The organism is Ponticaulis koreensis DSM 19734, assembly GCF_000420665.1.
In the GTDB taxonomy this organism is placed as follows: Bacteria; Pseudomonadota; Alphaproteobacteria; order Caulobacterales; family Hyphomonadaceae; genus Ponticaulis; species Ponticaulis koreensis.
The window spans coordinates 86596-107932 of record NZ_ATVJ01000003.1 but is presented as its reverse complement, the minus strand read 5'-3'; the positions used below and the strand labels follow the sequence as shown (position 1 = coordinate 107932).

Annotated in this window: 25 protein-coding genes and 1 tRNA gene; 18 read left to right on the top strand and 8 right to left on the bottom strand. The window is 54.4% G+C overall.

The window, feature by feature from the left end; translation table 11 throughout:
• Nucleotides 1–16: 16 nt before the first annotated feature.
• Nucleotides 17–1624 carry a SulP family inorganic anion transporter gene (locus tag G523_RS0115410; protein ID WP_022695963.1) on the top strand — a complete coding sequence of 536 codons (1608 nt, stop codon included), beginning with the start codon at nt 17–19 and terminating at the stop codon, nt 1622–1624.
• Between the two features lie 57 nt (nt 1625–1681).
• Here the strand turns inward: G523_RS0115410 and G523_RS0115405 are convergent, their stop codons facing one another.
• A complete protein-coding gene (locus G523_RS0115405) occupies nt 1682–1993 on the bottom strand; it encodes a hypothetical protein (RefSeq protein WP_022695962.1) in 312 nt (103 codons plus the stop codon).
• Between the two features lie 157 nt (nt 1994–2150).
• On the opposite strand from G523_RS0115405, the gene pgeF reads away from it, so the two are divergent.
• The 4 genes from pgeF to G523_RS19590 all read left to right on the top strand — a co-directional run bounded on the left by pgeF (nt 2151) and on the right by G523_RS19590 (nt 5202).
• A complete protein-coding gene (gene pgeF / locus G523_RS0115400) occupies nt 2151–2942 on the top strand; it encodes a peptidoglycan editing factor PgeF (protein WP_022695961.1) in 792 nt (263 codons plus the stop codon).
• Between the two features lie 99 nt (nt 2943–3041).
• Nucleotides 3042–3974: a ribose-phosphate pyrophosphokinase gene (locus G523_RS0115395; protein WP_022695960.1), complete on the top strand. Its 933-nt coding sequence runs from the start codon at nt 3042–3044 to the stop codon at nt 3972–3974.
• A gap of 25 nt (nt 3975–3999) precedes the next feature.
• A complete protein-coding gene (locus G523_RS19595) occupies nt 4000–4575 on the top strand; it encodes a GNAT family N-acetyltransferase (RefSeq protein ID WP_022695959.1) in 576 nt (191 codons plus the stop codon).
• Between the two features lie 51 nt (nt 4576–4626).
• Nucleotides 4627–5202, top strand: coding sequence for an NnrU family protein (locus G523_RS19590; protein WP_022695958.1), 576 nt, complete (start codon nt 4627–4629; stop codon nt 5200–5202).
• Between the two features lie 3 nt (nt 5203–5205).
• Here the strand turns inward: G523_RS19590 and G523_RS0115380 are convergent, their stop codons facing one another.
• On the bottom strand, nt 5206–5766 hold the full coding sequence (locus tag G523_RS0115380) for a TetR/AcrR family transcriptional regulator (protein WP_022695957.1): 561 nt from the start codon (nt 5764–5766) through the stop codon (nt 5206–5208).
• An 82-nt stretch (nt 5767–5848) separates the two neighbouring features.
• On the opposite strand from G523_RS0115380, the gene G523_RS0115375 reads away from it, so the two are divergent.
• From G523_RS0115375 to pth, 3 genes are all read left to right on the top strand, one after another.
• A complete protein-coding gene (locus G523_RS0115375; protein ID WP_022695956.1) occupies nt 5849–6313 on the top strand; it encodes an SRPBCC family protein in 465 nt (154 codons plus the stop codon).
• 131 nt (nt 6314–6444) lie between these two features.
• Nucleotides 6445–7065 (top strand): 50S ribosomal protein L25/general stress protein Ctc, encoded by a 621-nt coding sequence (locus tag G523_RS0115370; RefSeq protein ID WP_027441807.1) that lies wholly within the window; start codon nt 6445–6447, stop codon nt 7063–7065.
• A 131-nt stretch (nt 7066–7196) separates the two neighbouring features.
• Nucleotides 7197–7805, top strand: coding sequence for an aminoacyl-tRNA hydrolase (gene pth, locus G523_RS0115365; protein WP_022695954.1), 609 nt, complete (start codon nt 7197–7199; stop codon nt 7803–7805).
• Nucleotides 7806–8224: 419 nt separating this feature from the next.
• Here pth and G523_RS0115350 read toward each other — a convergent pair.
• Both G523_RS0115350 and G523_RS0115345 read right to left on the bottom strand, forming a co-directional pair.
• A tRNA-Ala gene (locus G523_RS0115350) sits at nt 8225–8300 on the bottom strand.
• An 81-nt stretch (nt 8301–8381) separates the two neighbouring features.
• A complete protein-coding gene (locus G523_RS0115345) occupies nt 8382–8885 on the bottom strand; it encodes a TIGR02300 family protein (RefSeq protein ID WP_022695952.1) in 504 nt (167 codons plus the stop codon).
• 107 nt (nt 8886–8992) lie between these two features.
• Here G523_RS0115345 and aroA point away from each other — a divergent pair, with 107 nt between their 5' ends.
• The 3 genes from aroA (at nt 8993) to G523_RS0115330 (ending at nt 11630) form a co-directional block, all read left to right on the top strand.
• Nucleotides 8993–10312 (top strand): 3-phosphoshikimate 1-carboxyvinyltransferase, encoded by a 1320-nt coding sequence (gene aroA, locus G523_RS0115340; RefSeq protein WP_022695951.1) that lies wholly within the window; start codon nt 8993–8995, stop codon nt 10310–10312.
• A gap of 4 nt (nt 10313–10316) precedes the next feature.
• Nucleotides 10317–10904: a YfbM family protein gene (locus G523_RS0115335; RefSeq protein WP_081648854.1), complete on the top strand. Its 588-nt coding sequence runs from the start codon at nt 10317–10319 to the stop codon at nt 10902–10904.
• 135 nt (nt 10905–11039) lie between these two features.
• Nucleotides 11040–11630 (top strand): glutathione S-transferase family protein, encoded by a 591-nt coding sequence (locus G523_RS0115330; RefSeq protein WP_022695949.1) that lies wholly within the window; start codon nt 11040–11042, stop codon nt 11628–11630.
• 73 nt (nt 11631–11703) lie between these two features.
• Here the strand turns inward: G523_RS0115330 and G523_RS0115325 are convergent, their stop codons facing one another.
• The gene (locus G523_RS0115325) at nt 11704–12498 is read right to left on the bottom strand and encodes a crotonase/enoyl-CoA hydratase family protein (protein WP_022695948.1); all 795 of its coding nucleotides are present in this window, start codon (nt 12496–12498) and stop codon (nt 11704–11706) included.
• A 162-nt stretch (nt 12499–12660) separates the two neighbouring features.
• Between G523_RS0115325 and G523_RS0115320 the strand changes: the two genes are divergently transcribed.
• Together G523_RS0115320 and G523_RS0115315 are read left to right on the top strand one after the other, a co-directional pair.
• Nucleotides 12661–13263, top strand: coding sequence for a TetR/AcrR family transcriptional regulator (locus G523_RS0115320; RefSeq protein ID WP_081648853.1), 603 nt, complete (start codon nt 12661–12663; stop codon nt 13261–13263).
• A 91-nt stretch (nt 13264–13354) separates the two neighbouring features.
• A complete protein-coding gene (locus G523_RS0115315) occupies nt 13355–13939 on the top strand; it encodes a carboxymuconolactone decarboxylase family protein (RefSeq protein ID WP_022695946.1) in 585 nt (194 codons plus the stop codon).
• 85 nt (nt 13940–14024) lie between these two features.
• Here G523_RS0115315 and G523_RS0115310 read toward each other — a convergent pair whose 3' ends face one another.
• Nucleotides 14025–14693, bottom strand: a complete 669-nt coding sequence (locus G523_RS0115310; RefSeq protein WP_022695945.1) for a hypothetical protein — start codon at nt 14691–14693, stop codon at nt 14025–14027.
• A gap of 102 nt (nt 14694–14795) precedes the next feature.
• On the opposite strand from G523_RS0115310, the gene cmk reads away from it, so the two are divergent.
• From cmk to G523_RS0115280, 5 genes are all read left to right on the top strand, one after another.
• Complete coding sequence (cmk, locus tag G523_RS21235; RefSeq protein ID WP_022695944.1) at nt 14796–15944, top strand: (d)CMP kinase; 1149 nt, start codon at nt 14796–14798, stop codon at nt 15942–15944.
• Between the two features lie 134 nt (nt 15945–16078).
• A complete protein-coding gene (gene rpsA / locus G523_RS0115295) occupies nt 16079–17770 on the top strand; it encodes a 30S ribosomal protein S1 (RefSeq protein ID WP_022695943.1) in 1692 nt (563 codons plus the stop codon).
• 84 nt (nt 17771–17854) lie between these two features.
• Nucleotides 17855–18154, top strand: coding sequence for an integration host factor subunit beta (locus G523_RS0115290; protein ID WP_022695942.1), 300 nt, complete (start codon nt 17855–17857; stop codon nt 18152–18154).
• A gap of 292 nt (nt 18155–18446) precedes the next feature.
• The gene (locus G523_RS19580; protein ID WP_022695941.1) at nt 18447–19220 is read left to right on the top strand and encodes a Crp/Fnr family transcriptional regulator; all 774 of its coding nucleotides are present in this window, start codon (nt 18447–18449) and stop codon (nt 19218–19220) included.
• Nucleotides 19221–19341: 121 nt separating this feature from the next.
• Nucleotides 19342–19719 (top strand): response regulator, encoded by a 378-nt coding sequence (locus G523_RS0115280; protein ID WP_022695940.1) that lies wholly within the window; start codon nt 19342–19344, stop codon nt 19717–19719.
• Here the strand turns inward: G523_RS0115280 and G523_RS20470 are convergent.
• Both G523_RS20470 and G523_RS0115270 read right to left on the bottom strand, forming a co-directional pair.
• On the bottom strand, nt 19716–20522 hold the full coding sequence (locus G523_RS20470) for a response regulator transcription factor (RefSeq protein ID WP_022695939.1): 807 nt from the start codon (nt 20520–20522) through the stop codon (nt 19716–19718). The two genes, G523_RS0115280 and G523_RS20470, sit on opposite strands and share 4 nt — an antisense overlap.
• Nucleotides 20519–21337: a sensor histidine kinase gene (locus G523_RS0115270; protein WP_022695938.1), complete on the bottom strand. Its 819-nt coding sequence runs from the start codon at nt 21335–21337 to the stop codon at nt 20519–20521. Before G523_RS0115270 ends, G523_RS20470 begins: the two co-directional genes overlap by 4 nt.

Here is a 21337-nt window from a genome sequence, read left to right as displayed (position 1 = left end):
TCCATTGGAGAGAACCTTGACCGCTCGCGCCGAGGAAAAGACCTCTTTTATTCCGGTTAAGCTGACACCTGACCGCATCAAAATCGAACTTCTGGCTGGCCTGACGGTTGCGCTGGCGCTCGTTCCTGAAGCCGTGGCTTTTGCCTTTGTCGCGGGCGTGAACCCGCTTGTCGGTCTTTATGCTGCCTTCTTTATTGGCCTGATCACGGCCGTTTTCGGCGGCCGTCCTGGCATGATCTCCGGTGCGACCGGCGCTCTGGCGGTTGTTATGGTCAGCCTCGTTGCCGACCATGGCGTTGAGTATCTGTTCGCGACCGTCGTTCTCATGGGCATTATGCAGGTTATCTTTGGCGCGCTGCGCTGGGGTAAGTTCATCCGCATGGTCCCGCACCCCGTTATGCTGGGCTTTGTCAACGGCCTCGCCATCGTGATCTTCCTTGCCCAGCTAGGGCAGTTTCAGATCGGCACAGGCGACGCTTCGGGCGGTCACGGCCCGGGTCTTGGCGGCGAATGGCTGCCAGCACCAGATCTTATCATCATGCTGGGCCTTGTGGCCCTGACCATGCTGATCATTTGGGGCCTGCCAAAATTCACGAAAGTTATTCCAGCACCGCTCGCGGCCATTCTGGTCGTTTCGTTTATCGTGATTGGCTTCGGCGTTGAGACGCGCTCTGTAGGTGACCTTGCCTCTATCGCAGGCGGCCTGCCGCAAGTCCACATTCCCATGGTGCCGCTGAATTTTGAAACGCTGGAAATCATCTTCCCTTACGCCCTGATCCTGTCGGCCATTGGCCTGATCGAGAGCCTGCTGACACATAACCTCGTCTCCGACATGACCGGTACAAAAGGCGGCGCATCTAAAGAATGTGTCGCTCAGGGCGCCGCGAACATCATCACCGGCTTCTTCGGCGGCATGGGCGGTTGCGCGATGATCGGCCAGTCCATGATCAATGTGAAGTCCGGCGCGCGTACCCGTATCGCGGGCATTGCGGCGGCGCTTTTCCTTCTGTCATTCATCCTGTTCGCCTCCCCGCTGATCGAACAAATTCCGGTCGCAGCACTAGTCGGCGTTATGTTCATGGTGGTCGTCGGCACATTTGCATGGCGCTCGTTCCGCATTATGCGCAAAATCCCGCTGACGGACGCTATCGTAATCATTGTCGTGACAGTCGTCACAGTCTTCGCAGACCTCGCCGTCGCGGTTGTCGTTGGCGTCATCATGTCTGCCCTCGCTTACGCATGGAACGCAGCCAGCCGCATCTACGCAGGTACGGGCGTCAGCAAGGAAGGCTGGAAAGTCTACCGCATCGAAGGCCCGCTCTTCTTCGGATCGTCTACTGGCTTTGTTGACCTGTTCGACCCTGAGAATGATCCGGAGGACGTGGTTGTAGACTTCATAAATTCGCGTGTTGTCGACCATTCCGGTATTGAAGCCATTGAGTCGATCGCTGCGAAGTACCGCGCGGTGAACAAGCGCCTTCACCTTCGCCATCTGTCACCAGACTGCGAGCGCCTGCTGGAGAAGGCTGGCGACATGGTGGAAATCTCCGTTCTCGAAGATCCGGACTACTCCATCGCCGTCGACTATGGCGACCGCTTCAAAGAAAAGCGCCTGACCTCATAAAACAAAAAAAAGCCCGCCGGACTGGCGGGCTTTTCTTTTGGGCCGAAGCCAGGATGCCTAGTGCGCGAGGTGCGCAAGACCTGCATCAATCTCCGCCAGCTTTTCATTTGTCAGCTGGTCCGGCGCATACATCTGAATGTCGTGCAGGGTCATTCCCGCAGCCATGCTGATCTGCGGATTATTGACGATCTCGGGAATGTGCTCGTTCAGTACCGCCAGCGCGGCTTCATCAGCCATCAGCGCATCTATCGTTGTATTCGATGTTGTCATCACGTGCGCAGCTTCACCCTCTTCATGACTGTTGGCAAACGCAGGAGACGCTGCGCCCAGAGCTGCGCCGATAATAAGTGTCGTGATAATTTTCTTCATGGCTTCCTCCTGATGGATATATTTTATACAGCGTAAACTAGCTGAGAATGACCTAGTGTCAAAGTCGGATTTCAGTTGCCAGATCACATTTACCAGTGCCCGAAATTTGCTATGGTTTCCGCTGGCTCTCCTGCCCAAACCATCAGAAAGCCCGATCATGACAGCACACCCGCCATTCATTCAGTCCAGCCATTTTTCACCGGCCGGACGGGTATCGCATGGCTTTTTCGGGCGTGAGGGCGGCGTGTCCTCAGGCGACTATCACAGCCTGAATGTGGGCCCCGGTTCTGATGACAGCCGCCCCAATGTTGAGGAAAATCGTGCCCGTGTCGCCAATGCAGTTGGCGCCCCGTCCGAACCGCATCTGGTATCACTCTATCAGATACATTCACCCAACGTGCTGACGATTGCGGAGCCCTTCTCATGGGAGGATCGCCCGGAAGGCGATGCGATGGTGACCAATGTAGAAGGCCTTGCGCTTTGTGTACTCACCGCCGATTGCACACCCGTACTGATCGCGGACGAGACAGCGGGTGTAGTCGGCGCAGCGCATGCAGGATGGAAGGGCGCGCTTGGCGGCGTGATCGAAAACACGGTTGAGGCCATGGTCCGGCTTGGCGCCGATACCGACAACATGATCGCAGCTATCGGACCCAGCCTGTCCCAGCCCTCTTTCGAAGTCGGCCCGGATCTTCGCGCCCCCTTCATGGAAAAACACAGCTGGTGTGAACCGCTATTCCAGCCCGGCGAAGGTGACCGCGCCTATTTCGATATCTGGAAATTCTGCGAAGGCGTTCTCCTCCGCGAAGGGGTGAAATCTGTCGAATGTGTTGGCGAGGACACGTTGAGTCAGCCAACGCGTTATTTTTCAAACCGGTATAGAGTAAAAAACGGACTATCCGATTACGGACGAAATGCCTCTGTGGTGATGCTGAACAAGAATCTCTGATTCACTGGTTGCGCCACGGCGTTAATGTCCTAAAAGGCCAGTAAAACCCCAAGGCAAAAAGAGAATCCTTTCAGGGGTATTGGGCAATGGCGGGTCATCATGAAACTTATCACCGGTAATGCGAATCCGAACCTTGCGGCGGACATCGCGAAGTATCTCGATATTCCTCTGACAGACACAGAGTTCCGACGTTTCGCAGACAATGAGATTTTCGTTCGCATTAACGAAAACGTTCGCGGCGAAGACGTCTTCGTGATCCAGTCTACCTCATACCCGGCAAACGACCATCTGATGGAGCTGTTGATCGCCATGGACGCCCTGAAGCGCGCGTCTGCCAAGCGCATCACAGCGGTGGTTCCTTATTTCGGCTATGCCCGCCAGGACCGTAAAACCGATGGCCGTACACCAATCTCTGCCAAGCTCGTTGCGAATCTGGTCGCGACCTCAGGCGCTGACCGCGTCCTGACCATGGACCTGCACGCCGGACAAATTCAGGGCTTCTTCGATGTCCCGACTGATAACCTGATCGCAACACCGGTCATGGAACGCGACATTCGCGAAAATTATGGCGCTGACAAAGTGATGATCGTTTCGCCTGACGTTGGCGGTGTGGTCCGCGCGCGCGCCCTCGCGAAACGACTCGACTGCGACCTCGCTATCGTCGACAAACGTCGCCCGAAAGCCGGTGTGGCGGAAGTCATGAACATCATCGGTGACGTTCAGGACCGCGCATGTATTCTGTACGATGACATGTGCGACTCCGGTGGCACGCTCTGCAACGCGGCTGCTGCTCTGATGGAGCAAGGCGCGAAATCTGTTTCAGCTTACGTCACGCACGGCGTTCTGTCCGGTTCTGCTGTTGAGCGTATCGAGAAATCCGTCCTGAAAGAGATTGTCATCGCAGATACAATTGCACCGGACTCCAACGCGGCTAAATCCAAAGCAGTCCGCGTTCTCAGCGTCGCGCACGTTATCGGCGAAGCGATCCGCCGTATCGCGAATGATGAGTCCATCTCCAAGATGTTCGACTAAGACATCTGATTGCGGGAGGCTGGTCATGTATTTGCTTCCCGCGCTCACCCCCAACGCTATCCCGGTCATCGAGACAGACAGGTTTCGCTTGCGTGCGAACACGCTCGACGACTTTCAGCCTATGTTCGACATGTGGCAGACACCCGCATTTTACGAGCATATTGGCGGCAAGCCTCGCCCTTCCGGCTATCTCTGGGCCCAAATCCAGAAAAACATCGGCAGCTGGGCCATGTTCGGCTTCGGCTACTGGACTATCGCCGACCCAGAGACTGACCGGTTTATCGGCGAGTGCGGTTTTACGTTGTCCAGACGCTCGGAAATCGATCCACCGCTGAAGAATATTCCCGAGGCTGGCTGGGGCATCCATCCAGACTTTTGGGGCAAGGGCTATACCAAAGCTGCGATGAGAGCCGCATTGAACTGGGCTCTCTCCCAGGACCCGGACTTTCCCTGCCAGTGCATTATCAATGAAGGTCATCGCGCGTCTGAAGCCGTGGCCAGATCGCTCGGCATGGCAATCGTGCGGACGGTTGCCTTTGACGGCGATGAAAACGAACCCGTCAATGTGTGGGAGAGCGTCACAGCCGCGCGAGCGAGCTAGGCGACCCGTTCGATCTGTGCTTCTCTGCCCGCAAAACTTGCGGGGAAAGACATGACATTGTTTCTGATTGGCCTGATCGGCTTTCTGGGCGTTCATTTGATACACGCTTTTGCGCCAGGATTTCGCGCAGGCATGATTGCCAAACTGGGCGCAATGCCATGGAAAGGCCTTTACGCCCTACTCTCGCTCATCTTCTTTGTACTCATGATCCTCAGATATCCTGACGCGCAGGCCTCGACGATATATTTCGGTGAGCCTCCACAGGGCATGAAGCATATCAACTCAATCCTGATCCCGATTGCGCTCGTCCTTGCCGTCGCAGGCAGCCTGCCGCGCGGCTTTATTGCGAAGACTTTCAAACACCCGCAGCTGGTCGGCGTGAAAATCTGGGCGCTGGGCCACCTCTTGGTGAATTGGGACCTGACCAGCTTCATCTTCTTTGGCGCATTTCTCGCGTGGGCAGTCATGGTACGCATTTCCATAAAGAAGCGTCCGGCGACCGAGCCGAAAGCGCCAAGCGCGCTGTGGGATGGTCTGGCCATTCTTGGTGGCGCTGCAATCACCGCCTGGATCTTCATGGGCGGTCACGTCGCCATGACAGGATATCCGCCTGTACCGGGCATGTAACCGTCAACTCGAATATCGGGTTGCGCGGTCCATATAGTCTATGAACTGGCGGATCTCGATACGTGCTTCCGCCTCTGTCAAGGCGGCGTCCATGATACCGTTGACACTCCTAATAAGGATACGGGCCATTTGCTCTGCTTCGGAGTCATTCGCCGTGCGCTCGAGACAGAGCTTCTGGACATAGCCAAAGAAAGCATCATTCGTCGCCAGAACCTCGCCCCCGCATAGACGGTTTTTCTCGTCGATCAATTCGCGGCCGTGGGGTGGCGAACTGAGTAACTCAAATACCCAGACAAGTCGTGCCTCCATCACATTCTTGAGCCGATCCTGCCAGTCGCCATCTGTATCGACCGCCGTCAAAACGCCTGCACGCACATTTCGATTGATGCGCTGGCTGATGGATTTGAAAATGGATTCCTTGGTCGCGAAGTGATTGTAAAGCGCCGTTCGCGACAGTGAAGCTTCCCTCGCAATATCTGACATGGAGGTCTTGGCCAGACCATACCTCAGGAATAACGCCAAAGCGCTATCGAGAATCAGTTCTTCCGTGTCGGAAAGGGCCATCATCCGCCCACTTTACAAGTTGGACATTTGTTGTAAAGTTTACATTATGAACTTCATTTGTAAACTTTGACTGGAAGCTTGCATGACCAACAGACTCCGCATTGTACATCAGAAGGTGATCCTGGATGCGCCGATCCATGATGTTTTCGATTACATTTCAGACCACGAAAACTACGCGAACTGGTTTCCAGGCGCCGAGGGAATTGAAGCTCTGAAGGATTTGCCAAAAGCGCAGGAAGGACAGGTTTACAAGGAGAGGCTGAAGCTGCCCTCCGGGAAAGAGGTAGATATGTTGATTACAGTGGTTTCGAGTGTTCGGCCTTCGCACTTCGAAATGACAGGTGACTTCAAACCCCTGCATACCAACCTTCTGTATGAACTTGACGCAATATCTCAGGAGCAAACCCGGATGACGGTCAGCTTTTTCACGCGTCATCCGATATCCTTCGTCAGATGGCTTCTACGCCTTATGATACGAAGACGACTGAACTCGTCCTTTGCAGTAGCGCTGAAGACCCTGAGTACCAGATGGGCCGCCAAGGAATGATGGTGAGGCTCGCCTTGCCAACCCCGCCATTATCCCGTATAGCCGCCGCTTCCGCGCCGTAAGAAGCGCGTGTCGGTCAGGTTATCACTCGGATGGGCCGGGCGGATTCCAGGACAAAGGATATTGAAATTATGGCAGATCTCGTTCTCACAGTTGAAGTGCGTGAGCGCACAGGTAAAGGCGGCGCTCGTGAAGCTCGTCGCAACGGCATGATCCCGGGCGTACTGTACGGTGGTGGCCAGGACCCGGTTGCGATCAACCTCAAGAACAACGAAGTCATCAAAGGCCTCAACAACGGCAAACTGCTCGGCCACATGATTGAACTCAATCATGAAGGCAAAACGCAATCTGTGATCTGCCAGGACATCCAGTTCCACCCGGTTACAGACACTCCTGAGCACATGGACCTTTACCGCGTTGACGCGAAGCAGGTCATCTCTGTTGAAGTGTCTGTTCACTTTGTTGGTGAAGAGAAATCTCCGGGCCTCAAAAAAGGTGGCACGCTTAACATTGTTCGTCACGAAGTCGAACTCAACGTTCCAGCGGGCAAAATCCCTGAATTCATCGAAGCAGACGTGTCTGCTCTCGAAATCGGCGACAACGTCAAAATCTCTGACATCAACCTCCCAGAGGGTGCGTCTCCGACCATCGCAGACCGCGACTTCACAATCGCCACAATTGCAAGCCGTGGCGGTGCCGTTGAGTCTGACGATGGTGAAGAAGAAGCAGAAGGCGAAGTAACCGAAGAATAGGTTTCTGGCACAATCAGAATTCAAAAAGGGTCAGGCTCACGTCTGGCCCTTTTTTCTCATCTGCTTTCACGCCATAAGCTCATCTTATGTTCGGATTCTTCAAACGCTCAGGCGACAGGAAATTTTCACCCATGCTTATTCTGGTTGGACAGGGTAACCCCGGCGACAAATACGCAGGCAACCGTCACAATATCGGCTTCATGGCCATCGATGAGATCGCCAGCACGCATGATTTTGGCCCGTGGAAATCCAAATTTCAGTCTCAAATCGCAGAAGGCAATATTCTGGTCGATGGCCGTCCGGTGAAAACGCTGCTCATGAAGCCGCAGACCTTCTATAACGAGACCGGCCGTGCCGTTTCCGAAGCAGCCCGCTTCTACAAGGTGGATGCAGAGAACATTGTCGTCTTCCACGACGAAATCGATCTGGCACCCGGTCGTTTTCGCATGAAGCAAGGCGGCGGCCATTCCGGCAATAACGGTATGCGCTCCATCATCAGCCATATGGGGCAGGATGTACGCCGAGCACGTATGGGCGTCGGGCATCCGGGCGACAAATCACGCGTTATGAACTATGTGCTCGCCGACTTCCCTAAAGCCGATCAGGAGTGGATGAAAGCGCTTCTGGATGCGTGCGCCCGCGCGGCAAATCATCTGGCAGCAGGAGATGACGAACGCTATCAGACAGAAGTCCTGCGCCTCGCGCCAGCACCGAAAAACGACCCACGCAAGGCAACATAAAATTTTGGTTAGTTTGCAGGATTTATAGTTAACACAACTTGGACGAATCAATTCCCTTAATAATAGATTCTTTAAGTATATTCAATTTAAGGGAATTATTCTCGCATGAGGCGAGCAGGCGGGTTTTTCAAGAAAAACAAGGCCCTGAATAGCACAAGGGCGGCCCAGAAGGACCGCCCCGCACTCAACACTACTCTACACATCAAGTGCATCTCCATACAGGAGCTCACCCGATTTGGTGATAATTAGCACAAATGTATTAACAAAGAAAGAGTATGACGCAGTCGTCACGAAATGATCACAAGCGTTTCTTTAAACAGAAATCGCGTGAATTCTTGCCTATTTTGGTCATTTATTTGCGGCACGAAACCGCGAACATTCAGACCATCAAAGGATCAATTTTCGGAAAATCAGAAAACTGGTGGAGCTAAGCGGAATCGAACCGCTGACCTCTTGAATGCCATTCAAGCGCTCTCCCAACTGAGCTATAGCCCCAGTTTTCAGAGGGGCGAGGCTTACGCTGAAATCCGGTCGTTTTCAAGACCAAAAAATTCTGCGAAGCCCCGGCCGTAAGTCTTAGATTTTGTCGTCGTCTTCGTCGTCAACATCATCATCGACATCATCGATGTCTACGTCTGCATCAAGGTCGAAGTCTTCTTCGTCATCGTCGAGAACAACGTCATCATCATCATCGTCGATTGAGTCTTCTGAGAAGCCTTCCGGCACAGCACCTGGCGTGTCGTCGTCGTCATCATCATCGCCAGTTGGAATAGGCGCATCCTGATCTACTTCGTCGATTTCAGGCGTATCGTCTTCTTCTTCGTCGTCATCATCGTCAGACTTGGACTTGTTGACATCCTCGATGTCATCTTCGTCTTCGTCCTCATCATCATCTTCCGGATCTTTCGGCTTAGCTGCACCGCGTGGCGCTTTAGCCGGTGTGATGTCTACTTCTTCGAAGAATGACAGCGGGTACTCCTTACCCGTGTACGGAGAGACGATCGGATCCTTGTTGAGGTCGTAAAAGTTCTTTCCCGTTTCCGGGCAAGTACGTTTGGTTCCCAAATCTTTTCTTGGCACAGCGGCCCCCTTAGGCGATCTATTTGTTTTCGTTTGGGGCGAGCGCTTGCCATGATCAACTCGCCCTGTCAAAGCAGTTTTGTAACCAATAACAGGTCGACAAGTTTATGGTCTGGATTTCCACCCCTGTAAAACGCATTTCGGGACAAATTGTACCTCCCGGAGATAAAAGCTGCTCACACAGGGCAATTATGTTCGCTGCAATGGCAGAAGGCACCTCATATATAACGGGTCTTCTGGAAGGTGATGACGTTCTGCGAACAGGTGAAGCCTGCCGTCAACTTGGCGCAAGTGTCATCAAAACCGGCAAAGGCGCATGGACGGTTCAGGGGCTTGGCCGCTTTCAGCAACCTGAAAATGCTATCGACTTCGGAAACTCCGGAACAGGATCACGCCTGATGATGGGTGCCATGGCCGGCTACCCGATTCGCGTGAGCCTGTGCGGTGATGCAAGCCTGTCCTCCCGCCCGATGAACCGCGTTCTGAACCCGCTGCGCGACATGGGCATGCAGGTCACACAGATCGGGCCGCATGAAGGTCAGCTTCCGCTGGCCATCACTGGATCATCCGAACTGAGAGCGATCGACTACACACCGCCTGTCGCCTCAGCGCAGGTTAAGTCCGCTGTTCTGCTGGCTGGTCTTAATGCCAAGGGCACGACAATCGTTCGTGAACCGCGCAAAACCCGTGATCACACAGAACGTATGCTGGAAGGCTTTGGCGCAGAGCTTCAGTCTGCAGACGAAGGCGAAGGCCAACGCGTATCCATCGTAGGCGGCCAGAAGCTGCGCGCCGGCGACTTTATCGTGCCTTCCGACCCGTCCTCTGCAGCCTTCCTGCTCGCCGCCGGTCTCATCTCTCCGGATGCGGACGTGACCATTGAAGGCCATATGACCAACCCGACGCGCTCGGGCTTCCTCGAAGTCATTAAGGGCATGGCCGATCTCGACATCACCAACCAGCGCCTCGTCAGCGGCGAAGAAGTGGTTGATGTGCGCATTCGCGGCAAAGACCGTCTGGTTGCGACTAACCCGCCAGAAGAGCTGGTGCCGGCTATGATCGACGAATTCCCGATCTTCGGTGTGCTGGCGGCATTTGCTAAAGGCGAAACACGGATCACCGGCGCAGAAGAGCTGCGCGTGAAGGAAAGCGACCGCATCCGCGCGACCGTCGACCTGCTCCGCGTGAACGGCGTGGAAGTCGAAGAACTGGAAGATGGCTTCATTGTTCAGGGCTGTGACGGCAAAGTGCCAGGCGGCGGCACCGTTGAGACCCGTCATGACCACCGCATCGCCATGTCCGCGCTCGTCATGGGGATTGCGGCGCAAAACCCAGTCGCCGTTGATGATGTGGCTATGATCGCAACGAGCTATCCGGAGTTCTTCGAGCATATGGCCCAACTCGGCGCGGATATCCGCGAGGGATAACTCCATGGGAATGTACTGCCACGGCATGTCCGTCGCTGATGAACATCTCGATGAGATGTTGCGGCAGCGGACCCGCGCGTGGTGGATCGACTGTAAGAGCAAGCATGTCGTCACGGCGAGGGCCAAGCATGTTGGCTGGCTGGAACGCCTCTTCGGCGGGCGCCCCACAGAAGTACAGGAAACGCTGATCGTGCTTGATCCATCACGCGGCGAAGGTGTCGAGCTGGATATTGATAAAGCGTGGTCGGGGATCAATTTGCTACTCACCGGCGAAGTCTGGGCGGGCGAATATCCGATCGGCTTTTTGGTCGATGGGGGCATTATTCTCAATGACGACAGCAAAGATTTTGCCGTTCGAGGGTTTCGCGCTTCAGAAGCTGCGGAGATTCTCAACGCGCTGAACGCATTTGATCATGACATGCTGAAAAGCCGATATGATCCGCAGGCTTTTTGCGACCGCGAAGTTTACCCCGCACTGGATTGGAGCGATGCCGACTTCGAGGACTATCTCTGGCCTTATTTTCGGGACGTGATCACGTTTCTCGAAACCTGCCAGAAACACCAGTGCGGCTTCACGCTGCTGATCGGGTAATTTCATTGTCTACCGCAGCACGCGCTGCCAATATATGGCCGGGTCCGGGGCGGACATCCACGAACGCTACTGCCACAATGCTGTCAGCAGGGGCATGTCAGTAAGCTGTCGGCAAATACGACAGGAAACGACACTATGCTGACCTTATTTCACTCACCCCAGAGCCGGTCCACTCGAGTTGTTGCGCTGCTTCACGCTATGGGCGTTTTGGATGACATCCAGATCAAGACCGTTACGATCCCCCGCAGCGACGGCAACGGCAGTACTGACACCGAAAACCCACATCCGGAAAAGAAAGTGCCAGTGCTGAAACACAACGGCGAGCTGATCCGAGAAACGTCTGCGATCATGATCTATCTGACAGATCATTTTAACAGTCCGCTCGGCCGTCAGGTCGGTGAACCGGGACGCGGAACTTATCTATCCTGGATGGCGTATTATGGCGGCGTCGTAGAGCCGGTTATTGTCGGCAACTTCATCGGCATTCAGGAGGAACCGACCTTCACTGCGACTTTCCGAGGCCTGACAGAAATCCAACAAACGCTCGAGGCGGCGCTTGCAGATGGCCCATTTCTAATGGGCGATAATATTACGGCAGTCGATTTTATAATGGCTTCGCCGTTTCAATGGGCACCGCACGTCACGCCAGAACATCCCGCCATAAGAAACTGGGTAAAACGCGTATCAGAGCACCCGAGCTCAGTCTGGGCGGCGTGTCTTTCATAACCAGACCATCGGCTGAGATTTACGCTGTTGAGCCGAATTCGCGCTCAGCAGCGTAAAACCAGTAATGTCTGGATTACCGCCCTTTCCAGACAGGGACGCGTTTTTCGAGGAAGGCGCGCGGCCCCTCTTTGGCATCTTCGCTGGAGAAGACGACTGCAGAGGCTTCGTTCGAAGCCTTCCAGAGTTCTTCCTCAGTGCCATCATAGGCCTGACGGGCCACTTCCAGGCTTTTACGAACGGCCAGCGGCGCATTCGCCCCGATCTGGGCAGCAAGGCCTTTTGCTTCGGCCAGCACGTCCTCAGACGGCACCATGCGGTTTACGAGCCCCAGTTGATACATGCGCTCAGCTGGCAGAGGGTCACCTGTCGCAACGATCTCGAGCGCGATATTGCGCGGCAGAGCACGTGGCAGACGGAAGACACCGCCGGCACCCGCAAAGATGCCTCGCTTCACTTCCGGCAGACCGAAGCGTGAGTTATCCGCCGCGACAATCATGTCGCAGGTAAGCGGCAGTTCGCAGCCACCAGCGAGCGCATTGCCGCGCACAGCCGCGATCCATGGTTTGGAGCGGCTCGATTTCACAAACCCCGCAAAGCCGCCATCCTTTGTAGAGAGTGCGCGTGCATTGCCTTTGGAAATCTCCGAAAGGTCAGCGCCTGCGCAGAAGGTTGATTCCAGCGATGAGGTGAGAATGGCCACGCGCACATCTTCATCGCGCTCTACCTCTTTCACGATCCAGTCCATCGCCGATGCGACTGCGCCGTTCACAGCGTTACGCTTATCCGGCCGGTTCAGCGTGACCACAGCGATATGGTCTGCGACCTCGTAAAGAACTTCCTGACCGACTGATTCCGGTTTGTCTGACATGTCTCTCTCCCGTCATAATTTTCAGACATGATTGAAGGGAAAGCTGACGCGCGCAAGATCACGCTGGGGCAAGCGATCACGCGTGCAGAATGCTCCTGAATTTTGCAATCAACTTCCCGTCAATCCATGGACTAACCGGTCGGTTAGGCTGATAATCAGTCTATGACAGATACCCGAACTAAATTGCTGAGCACCGCCACCGATTTGTTTCTCGGCAAAGGGTTTGGCGTGGTTGGCACGGCGGAGATCTGCAAATCCGCAGGCGTCAGCAAAGGAACTTTCTATCACTTTTTTGAGTCAAAGACCGACCTCCTGATTCACGCCGTTGAACAGTATGCCAACGTCTTCAGATCAGAATTTGATGCGATCGCGCAGTCAAACGTGGTTCCAGATAAAAAGCTCGCTGCTCTTTTCGACGTACCTGCACAGGCAAACCGCAGTTGGAAGGCTTCTCACGGTTTTGCCCAAGGCTGCCTTGTTGGAAATATGACTCTGGAACTCGGTTCGGTGGATGACTCAGTCAGACGCGCCGTATGTGATGCGATGGCATCCTGGCAGCACGCAATCGCACCTGTCATACGCGAATTGATTATTGGCGGCCAAATTCCGGATATTGACCCGGCTTCGGGAGCAGAAGCAGTCATCACCATGATCCAGGGTGGCCTCATAATGGCAAAATCGCAGAACAACCCGGAATTGGTCTCATTACTGGCACCGTCCGCTCTGCCAGCGCTGTCCGGAATACAGCGCGCAACGTCTTCATAACAATTTACCCGCTTCAGGATGGTCACAAACTTGTGCATTGAATTGGACCGACCGGTCGGTATACTGTGGTGACACAATATAGGAGCCCACCATGGTCAAACTTTCTGCAATCGCACCCGACACAGCATCAGAAGATGCAAAAGAAGCGTTCGGCGAGGCGCAACAACAATTTGGCGCTGTAATAAATCTGTTCCGGGTCACCGGACATGCACCCAATGTTCTGAAAGGAATTCTGGCTTTGAACAAACATGTGGGGGATGGCACCGAGCTAAGCTCAGCCCAGGTGGAGCAAGTTGCGATGCTGGTATCTGCGCTCAACCGCTGTGACTATTGCGTCAACGTTCACATGCAAGTCGGCAAAGGGGCAGGACTGAGTGAGAAGGCGCTACTGGATGCCATGGCCGGAACAGCAGATGATCCCAAAGCGCAGGCGCTGCTGGATTTCACAAATGAGGTTGTCCGCAATCGTGGTCTCGTGAGCGACATCACCGTCACTCGCGCCAGACAGAACGGACTGTCAAACAAAGCCCTTTTGGAATGCATCGGGATCATCGGAATATACACGACGTTGCAATACGTTCGACACTTTGCAAATCCCGAGCATGACTTTCCTATGGTGACGGCATTCAATGCGGATCAGCACGGATCGGACGACGGACCGCTTTACACGAGCTAAAACATCAGCCTGACGGGCGTCGGAAAAATAAATCACTCTATGGCCCGTTGTATGTTCTGAAACCTGCGCGCTTCAGATCGACGTTCTAAATGCTCACCGGCTGTAGCTGCTCTTCAAGAGCGGAGACAGCCGGAAAACCATCCTTCGGCAGTGTGATTTCTGTTCCGTCTTTCAGCGTGAGGTTCAAACACTCTGCCTTTCGTCCGCCGTGCAGAATCGCCATGCCCACGCCTCGCGGCCCGCCAAACGCAGCCAGCAGCGCCCAGCCCCAGTTCGGCATTTTAAAGACATGGGGCCTCGCTTCGACGACTTGCGACAGATGAAATTCGTGTACGGTCTTGATGTCAGCCAGCTTTACGTGGCCGCTATCCAGCGACAACCAGAGGCAGGCATTTCGCGTCGCCATCCAGTAAAGTACGAGCCCGGCGACAATCATCGGTGACGTGAAGATGAATACCATCCACCAGCGCGGCATGCCGTCATTCCCGATCAACGAATAGACAAGCGCCAGAAGCGGCAGGGCCAGAACGCTCGCCCCGACATCGACGCCAATCACGCCCTCGCCGTAGGACATATGCTCTGATGTCGAAGGCAGCTTCTCTTTCGGCAGGAAAATGTAAGCGAGAATACCAGAGGCAATCGAGATCGCGCCGATAACAAAGTGCTGGCCTTGGAATAAGGCCGCACCACCCGCCAGAACGCCCGCGACCAGCAGAACGCGGCGCAGCACTTCTATATAAAACCAGTATCGCATATCGCCCTCACCGTCTCAGAAACACGGCACAAAGACCATATAGTATATATGGTTTTATCTGATTAACTTTCAAACACCCATTTTAAGGCGTATTCTGCCGGTATGCTGCACATCTATCATGGCAATATTCTGGACCTTGAAGTCGACGCAATCGTCAACGCGGCGAATAAGTCCCTGATGGGCGGCGGCGGTGTTGATGGCGCAATCCATGCGGCTGCTGGTCCGCAGCTAAAAGACGCCTGCCGGCCACTTGCGCCCTGCCCGACCGGAGAGGTGCGCGTGACTGAAGGCTTCGGGCTCGCGCCCCGGCTCATCTTTCATACTGTTGGCCCGATTTTTCATGATGGCCAACAGGGTGAAGAGGATGATCTTGAAGCCTGTTATCGCAACTGCCTGCAGGAAGCGCTCCGCCACGGCGTGAAATCGATCGCCTTTCCTGCCATCTCAACGGGCGCATATGGCTTTCCGGCCCTGGAAGCCGCCCAGATCGCGGTTGAGACCTGCGCAAACCACGTTAAAGAGCATGACACTGAAATCTATCTGGTAGCGTTCGATCCCGACAACACCACTGCCCTAAGAGAGGCCTATTCAGAATTCATGGCTCAGAACCGTTTAGTCATTGCCGTTGATGGCACGCTCGCCTCCGGCAAAGGTACACTCTCCAAAGGCCTCGCAGCAGACTTAGGCCTTCCTCACCTTGATACGGGTCTTCTCTACCGCGCTACGGCTAAAGCCTGCCTTGATGCTGGCGTCTCTCCTGATGATGAAGCTGGCGCAGCAGAACTTGCAGCCACGCTCGATATCAATGCCATGAAGCCGGACGAACTGCGCACTGCAGAAGTTGGTCAGGCCGCCTCGCGCGTTGCAGTGCATCCGGACGTGCGCAAAGCCCTTTTCCAGCTGCAGCGCGATTTCGCCGCTCAGGCCGGAGGCGCCATTCTGGATGGTCGCGATATCGGCACGGTTGTCTGCCCTGACGCCGACATCAAATTCTGGGTAGACGCAGACGTAGAGGTCCGCGCGGCACGACGCGTGGCGGAACTGAACGCCAAAGGCGACCCGATCACACAGGATGAAATGGTCACCCAGCTCAAAGAACGTGACGAGCGCGACAAGAACCGCGCTATAGCACCAATGAAACCGGCAGAAGATGCCCACTTGCTAGATACGACTCATTTGTCTATAGACGCGGCACGAGAACACGCCCGGCTCATTGTCGATCAGGTCAGGGCACGCATCGCAGGTCGTTAGCAAAGCCCCCGGGCAGCTAAAATCCACCGGCCCGCACCTTGGTCGACTGAATTCACATCAACTTTAACCGACACTCGCAGTGTCATTTGTCCTATGGCGCAATCCATGGGGCTCGCAGAAATTTTGGAGTCTCAATGTCTGCTGAAACTATGAACCCATCTACGGACGATTTTGCGTCCATGTTTGAATCCAGCTTTGCTGGAAGCAATATGCAAGAAGGCCGCGTTGTACCGGCTACTGTCATCTCTGTCGAAAACGACGCTGTCATCGTTGACGTCGGCCTGAAAACTGAAGGACGCGTTCCACTTCGCGAGTTCGGTCAGGACGCAACACCTGGCGCTGGTGACATTGTAGAAGTTTACCTTGAGCGCATCGAGAACGCGCTCGGCGAAGCTGTTCTTTCGCGCGACAAAGCCCGCCGCGAAGAAGCGTGGACCCGCCTCGAGAAACTTCACGAAAAAGAAGAGCCTGCAGAAGGTGCAATCGTTGGCCGCGTCAAAGGTGGCTTCACAGTTGACCTCGGTGGCGTCAATGCGTTCCTCCCGGGTTCTCAGGTTGATATCCGTCCAATCAAAGACGTCGGCCCGCTTATGGGTGTTGCTCAACCGTTCGCGATCCTCAAAATGGACCGCCCACGTGGCAACATCGTTGTGTCCCGTCGTGCAGTTCTCGAAGAGAGCCGCGCAGAGCAACGTGCAGAGATCGTCGGTGAACTGGCTGAAGGTGACGTTCGCGAAGGCGTCGTCAAGAACATCACCGATTACGGTGCGTTCGTTGACCTCGGCGGCATTGATGGCCTCCTCCACGTCACAGACATGTCCTGGAAACGTATTTCTCACCCAAGCCAGGTTGTGAACGTTGGCGAGACTGTCAAAGTTCAGATCATCAAGATCAACCCGGACACGCAACGTATCTCTCTCGGCATGAAGCAACTCATGTCTGACCCATGGGATGGTGTTGAAGCGAAATACCCACTGGGCGCGCGCTACACAGGCCGCATCACGAACATCACTGACTACGGTGCGTTCGTTGAGCTGGAAGACGGCGTTGAAGGCCTCATCCACGTATCTGAAATGTCCTGGACTAAGAAAAACGTCCACCCGGGCAAAATCGTCTCTACTTCTCAGGAAGTTGACGTCATGGTCCTCGACGTTGATGCAGACAAGCGTCGCATCTCCCTCGGTCTCAAGCAGTGCATGGACAACCCATGGGATGCGTTCCTCGTTGACCACCCGGTCGGTTCTGAACTCGAAGGCGAAGTTCGCGGCATCACCGAATTCGGTATGTTCGTTGGCATCGGCCCAGACCTCGACGGCATGGTTCACATCAACGACATCGACTGGAACCGTCAGGGCGAAGAAGCCATCGAAGACTACAACAAAGGCGACACCGTCAAAGTTAAGGTCCTCGAAGTTGACGTTGAGAAAGAACGTATCTCTCTCGGCATCAAACAACTCGGCGACGACCCAATGGCTGGCGGCGACGTGCGCAAAGGCTCAACCCTCACAGTTACCGTCACTGAAGTTGCTTCCGGTGGTATCGAAGTTGAGCTTCCAGAAGGCCTCAAAGCCTTCATTCGTCGCTCTGACCTTTCCCGTGACCGTTCAGAGCAGCGCCCGGAGCGTTTCGCTGTTGGCGACACAATCGACGCGAAAGTCACAAACTTCGACCGCAACTCTCGCCGCGTAACGCTCTCCATCAAAGCTCTGGAGATCGAAGAAGAGAAAGAAGCAGTCGCTCAGTACGGTTCTGCTGACTCTGGCGCATCCCTCGGTGATATCCTTGGTGCGGCCCTCAAAGGTGATGAGGAAGAAGGCAAAGAGTAGAAACTTTGCCCTCATACTAAAAATTCAATCACAAATTCGCGGCGAAGCCTTTGGTTTCGCCGCGAAAACGTATATGGTGGGGGAATGCTACGCTCAGAACTCGTTCAGAAACTGACTGATGAAAATCCGCATCTCCGTCCACAGGACCTGGAGAAGGTCGTCGATGTTATTCTGGAAGAGATCACCTCCGCCCTGGAAAACGGGTCTCGCGTAGAACTCAGAGGTTTCGGCGCATTTTCAGTGCGTAAGCGTGATGCGCGCGTTGGCCGCAACCCGCGCACAGGCGAAACTGTGCAGGTCGAAGAGAAGTTCGTTCCATTCTTCAAAGCCGGTAAAGAACTGCGCGCTCGCCTCAATGATGGCGTCGATCCGGAAGACCGCTAAACACGTACACCCCTATCTTGGTGATCCGTCTACGGTACTATCAAAAATAGAAATTTGGATTTGCCTGGAAAAACTTCCCTTTTCAGGGGAGCTGCTGCTATTTACCCCACATATCGCGGCGCCGCAGGCTACCTCCCAAGGGCGTAACGCGGGTAAACTGCCAAATAAGGCAGCATTTTCCTTCATTAAAACAGAGACCTAATGCTCAACTGCAATTGATATGCAGAAATCTGTCACACTTTAACCTAGGTTATGGCGGAAACTTCGAGCTGGCGATACGCGTTTCTTCCTTATGGATATGCCTGTTTATACATTCGAAGGCCGTGAGCACGCGCAGACAGCATCTTGTCTTGCTGCAAAGCTTATGAAGCTTACGCATCTTAGCAACCGCCATGTTGAGCTGCTTGCGCGTCTGGAGACCAATGCTGTTGGCCTCCCACGTGGCCATGTTCTTCTGACTGAAGGGCAGCCCGCTAATGAGCTCATCATCCTGAAATCAGGGTGGGTGAGCTCTGGTAAACTTCTCAAAGACGGCGGATCAAGCATCGCGCAAATTCACCATCCAGGTGACGTTGTCGGTTTCGAGAATATCGCATTCTCTTCCGTCAAGAACACCTGCGTGGCCGAGTCCGACCTGATTGCCTGTAAAATCCGCACAAGCGATTTGAATGAAGTATTTAGTGAAAGCCCTCGCCTCGCTGCGCTTATAACGGCGCTAGGTGCGATAGAGCATGCAATAATCTCGGATCGGGTGATGATCTCGCGTCGCAATGATGGCGAGATGCGTGTGGCGCTGTTCCTGTTGCAGACGCTGAGCCGCCTCAGATTAATGAACGATACCGCTCAGAACGGTTTTATGTGCCCGCTGAGACAGCAGCAGATTGGTGATGCAACCGGTCTGACAAGCGTTCACGTAAGCCGTATGCTCAAGCGCCTTGAGGATGGAGGCTTCATTCGAAGGAGCCGCCAGTTCATCGAAATTGCCGACGAAGAGGGTCTTTCGCAGATGATCGACTATGTCGACCGTTATCAGGATCTCAATCTGTCATGGTTGCCAGAGGACTGATCACAGTCTTCAGTTGCTTTAACTTCGATCAAATACGCGGCGTCTTAAGTGCGTTAAGCTGCGATATACAACCGTACCCGCAACACTGAACGCCCGAGCGGGCGAGGATCGGAGCAATGCTATGACCGGTCCCTTCTCTGGACACGCCTTATTGGTCGAGGACAACACAATCATCGCACTGGACGTCGCTGATATGCTTGAGAGCATGGGCGCGGCGCAGGTGCATGTCGCAAATAATTGCGACGAAGCCATGGATATCCTGAACACCTATCCCATCGCCTACGCGGTCGTGGACGTCATGCTGGACGGCCAGACGTGTGAACCGGTTGCTTTAAGCCTGAGCCAAAAGGCCATTCCGTTTATATACGCATCGGGAATGAACGAGCTTCAGGCAAGCCTGCCTGAAGCTCCGAACGTTGCTAAACCTTATTCGCCGGATGCGCTTTTGAGCGCATTAGAAAACAGCATCCGGCAAGGATGGGACTTGAAGCCAGCCTAAATGTAAGCCGAGATCGTTTCCTCGATATCCGCTTCCGTCGCGCGGTCGAGTGAGATCACGCGTGTAAACTTGTCCCAATAGCTCATATCCTGAGCCGCCTTGGAATCCTCGATCAGCAGGAACTTCGGAATGCTCAGCTTCGCAAACTGCTGGCTGCGTTTCAGAATTGTGAGTGCCGTCTGATCATTCGTATTCTGGGACAGGATGACAGCTGAATACGCCTTCTCCGCCAGATATCCGTCGATCTGTGATCCACGATGGTGAACGATGAATGGCACGCCCATCTTGCGAAGCGAGCTCTCGATATCGTCGATATCCTGCCATTCTGCAGCAATGATCAGCGCAGGTTTGACGCGGCGCTCCTGCTCAGGCTGAGCCATGAAGGAGTGGTAGAGCTTGACCATTTGTTCTTCTTTTTCAGCGGTCATGCGCTCAACTTCACGAAGACGCGCCTCAACCGTTGCCAGAAGCAGCTCAAAATCGATTGGCTTGGTGACATAGTCATCCACGCCCATCTTCTTCCCCTGAATGATATGACGGCGGTCCGCCAGAGCACTCAGAAAAACGATTGGAGTAGACGAAAACGCCTTCAGCTCGCGAAGGCCTTCCAGCATGCCATAACCGTCTAGCACCGGCATTGTAATGTCGGACAATACAAGCTGCGGCTTAAAATCCTGAATCAGTTTCAGGCCTTCAGCACCGTTGCCGGCACAAGCCACTTCATATCCCTCGTCTTCCAGTTCTTCGACGATCAGGGACCTGATTTCCGCCTCGTCTTCTACGACTGCGATACGCGCGCTCATTTCACAGTTCCTTCTTTGTGAGAGTCTGAGTTGTCTCCAGGCATATAGAGCAGTGGTTTCTCGCACTCCTCGTCATGCCCGGCAATCGGAAGCCGTATCTCGAACTCGATACGGTCTTCACAATCTTCTATGTCGAGCTCACCTTCATGCTGCTCTACGAGCAGACGGATGAGCTTCAGGTTCACGCCGTCAGGCAGCACGGTAGTGGCCTGATTGCGGTCTGCTTCCAGTTTCTCTGAAAGATCGCGAACATCGACGAGCGAACGCGCCTCAAAGATAGCTTTCAGAGTGATATTGGCCCAACGCCCCTCAGACCACATAACGAGATCAAGGCGACCACGATTGGTGATGAGATCACCGCCGATGGTGAGAAGCTTATCGAGGATCAACTCAACGAGCCTGCGATCACCAACAACCAGATCAGGGCATTCTGTAAGCCAGGCGACCAGATTGACGTCAGGGCGTACAGCCTGATGTTCCCGCGTAATGTCTTCCACGAGCTCGCGCAGCATGACGTTCATCACCGGGTCCGGCTTGATGCAGGCAGCCATTTGCGTGAGCTCGATAGAGTGCTCCACCAGCTCAACCATTTTGTCGACAGTTGCCCGGATTATCTCGGTTCTCGCCTTGACCTCTTCGGCTGACACCTGCCCCGCAAAGCGCTCCAGGCGGCGTGCATTGCCATCAATTACGGTCAGCGGCGTGCGCAGGGAATGGCGCGTGAGTTCCGAGAGGCGTTCTCTCAGCTCCTGCAGCTCCTGACTGGCAATGTCCGACATTTTTGGCGATCCAATATCGTGTTTGAAATTTTGCAT

What these genes read in the sequence shown, in the direction of transcription:
- G523_RS0115405 (WP_022695962.1), bottom strand. Translation starts at nt 1,993, where the DNA reads ATGAAGAAAATTATCACGACACTTATTATCGGCGCAGCTCTGGGCGCA.
- pgeF (WP_022695961.1), top strand. Translation starts at nt 2,151, where the DNA reads ATGACAGCACACCCGCCATTCATTCAGTCCAGCCATTTTTCACCGGCC.
- G523_RS0115395 (WP_022695960.1), top strand. Translation starts at nt 3,042, where the DNA reads ATGAAACTTATCACCGGTAATGCGAATCCGAACCTTGCGGCGGACATC.
- G523_RS19595 (WP_022695959.1), top strand. Translation starts at nt 4,000, where the DNA reads ATGTATTTGCTTCCCGCGCTCACCCCCAACGCTATCCCGGTCATCGAG.
- G523_RS19590 (WP_022695958.1), top strand. Translation starts at nt 4,627, where the DNA reads ATGACATTGTTTCTGATTGGCCTGATCGGCTTTCTGGGCGTTCATTTG.
- G523_RS0115380 (WP_022695957.1), bottom strand. Translation starts at nt 5,766, where the DNA reads ATGGCCCTTTCCGACACGGAAGAACTGATTCTCGATAGCGCTTTGGCG.
- G523_RS0115375 (WP_022695956.1), top strand. Translation starts at nt 5,849, where the DNA reads ATGACCAACAGACTCCGCATTGTACATCAGAAGGTGATCCTGGATGCG.
- G523_RS0115370 (WP_027441807.1), top strand. Translation starts at nt 6,445, where the DNA reads ATGGCAGATCTCGTTCTCACAGTTGAAGTGCGTGAGCGCACAGGTAAA.
- pth (WP_022695954.1), top strand. Translation starts at nt 7,197, where the DNA reads ATGCTTATTCTGGTTGGACAGGGTAACCCCGGCGACAAATACGCAGGC.
- aroA (WP_022695951.1), top strand. Translation starts at nt 8,993, where the DNA reads ATGGTCTGGATTTCCACCCCTGTAAAACGCATTTCGGGACAAATTGTA.
- G523_RS0115335 (WP_081648854.1), top strand. Translation starts at nt 10,317, where the DNA reads ATGGGAATGTACTGCCACGGCATGTCCGTCGCTGATGAACATCTCGAT.
- G523_RS0115330 (WP_022695949.1), top strand. Translation starts at nt 11,040, where the DNA reads ATGCTGACCTTATTTCACTCACCCCAGAGCCGGTCCACTCGAGTTGTT.
- G523_RS0115325 (WP_022695948.1), bottom strand. Translation starts at nt 12,498, where the DNA reads ATGTCAGACAAACCGGAATCAGTCGGTCAGGAAGTTCTTTACGAGGTC.
- G523_RS0115320 (WP_081648853.1), top strand. Translation starts at nt 12,661, where the DNA reads ATGACAGATACCCGAACTAAATTGCTGAGCACCGCCACCGATTTGTTT.
- G523_RS0115315 (WP_022695946.1), top strand. Translation starts at nt 13,355, where the DNA reads ATGGTCAAACTTTCTGCAATCGCACCCGACACAGCATCAGAAGATGCA.
- G523_RS0115310 (WP_022695945.1), bottom strand. Translation starts at nt 14,693, where the DNA reads ATGCGATACTGGTTTTATATAGAAGTGCTGCGCCGCGTTCTGCTGGTC.
- cmk (WP_022695944.1), top strand. Translation starts at nt 14,796, where the DNA reads ATGCTGCACATCTATCATGGCAATATTCTGGACCTTGAAGTCGACGCA.
- rpsA (WP_022695943.1), top strand. Translation starts at nt 16,079, where the DNA reads ATGTCTGCTGAAACTATGAACCCATCTACGGACGATTTTGCGTCCATG.
- G523_RS0115290 (WP_022695942.1), top strand. Translation starts at nt 17,855, where the DNA reads ATGCTACGCTCAGAACTCGTTCAGAAACTGACTGATGAAAATCCGCAT.
- G523_RS19580 (WP_022695941.1), top strand. Translation starts at nt 18,447, where the DNA reads ATGGATATGCCTGTTTATACATTCGAAGGCCGTGAGCACGCGCAGACA.
- G523_RS0115280 (WP_022695940.1), top strand. Translation starts at nt 19,342, where the DNA reads ATGACCGGTCCCTTCTCTGGACACGCCTTATTGGTCGAGGACAACACA.
- G523_RS20470 (WP_022695939.1), bottom strand. Translation starts at nt 20,522, where the DNA reads ATGAGCGCGCGTATCGCAGTCGTAGAAGACGAGGCGGAAATCAGGTCC.
- G523_RS0115270 (WP_022695938.1), bottom strand. Translation starts at nt 21,337, where the DNA reads ATGCAAAATTTCAAACACGATATTGGATCGCCAAAAATGTCGGACATT.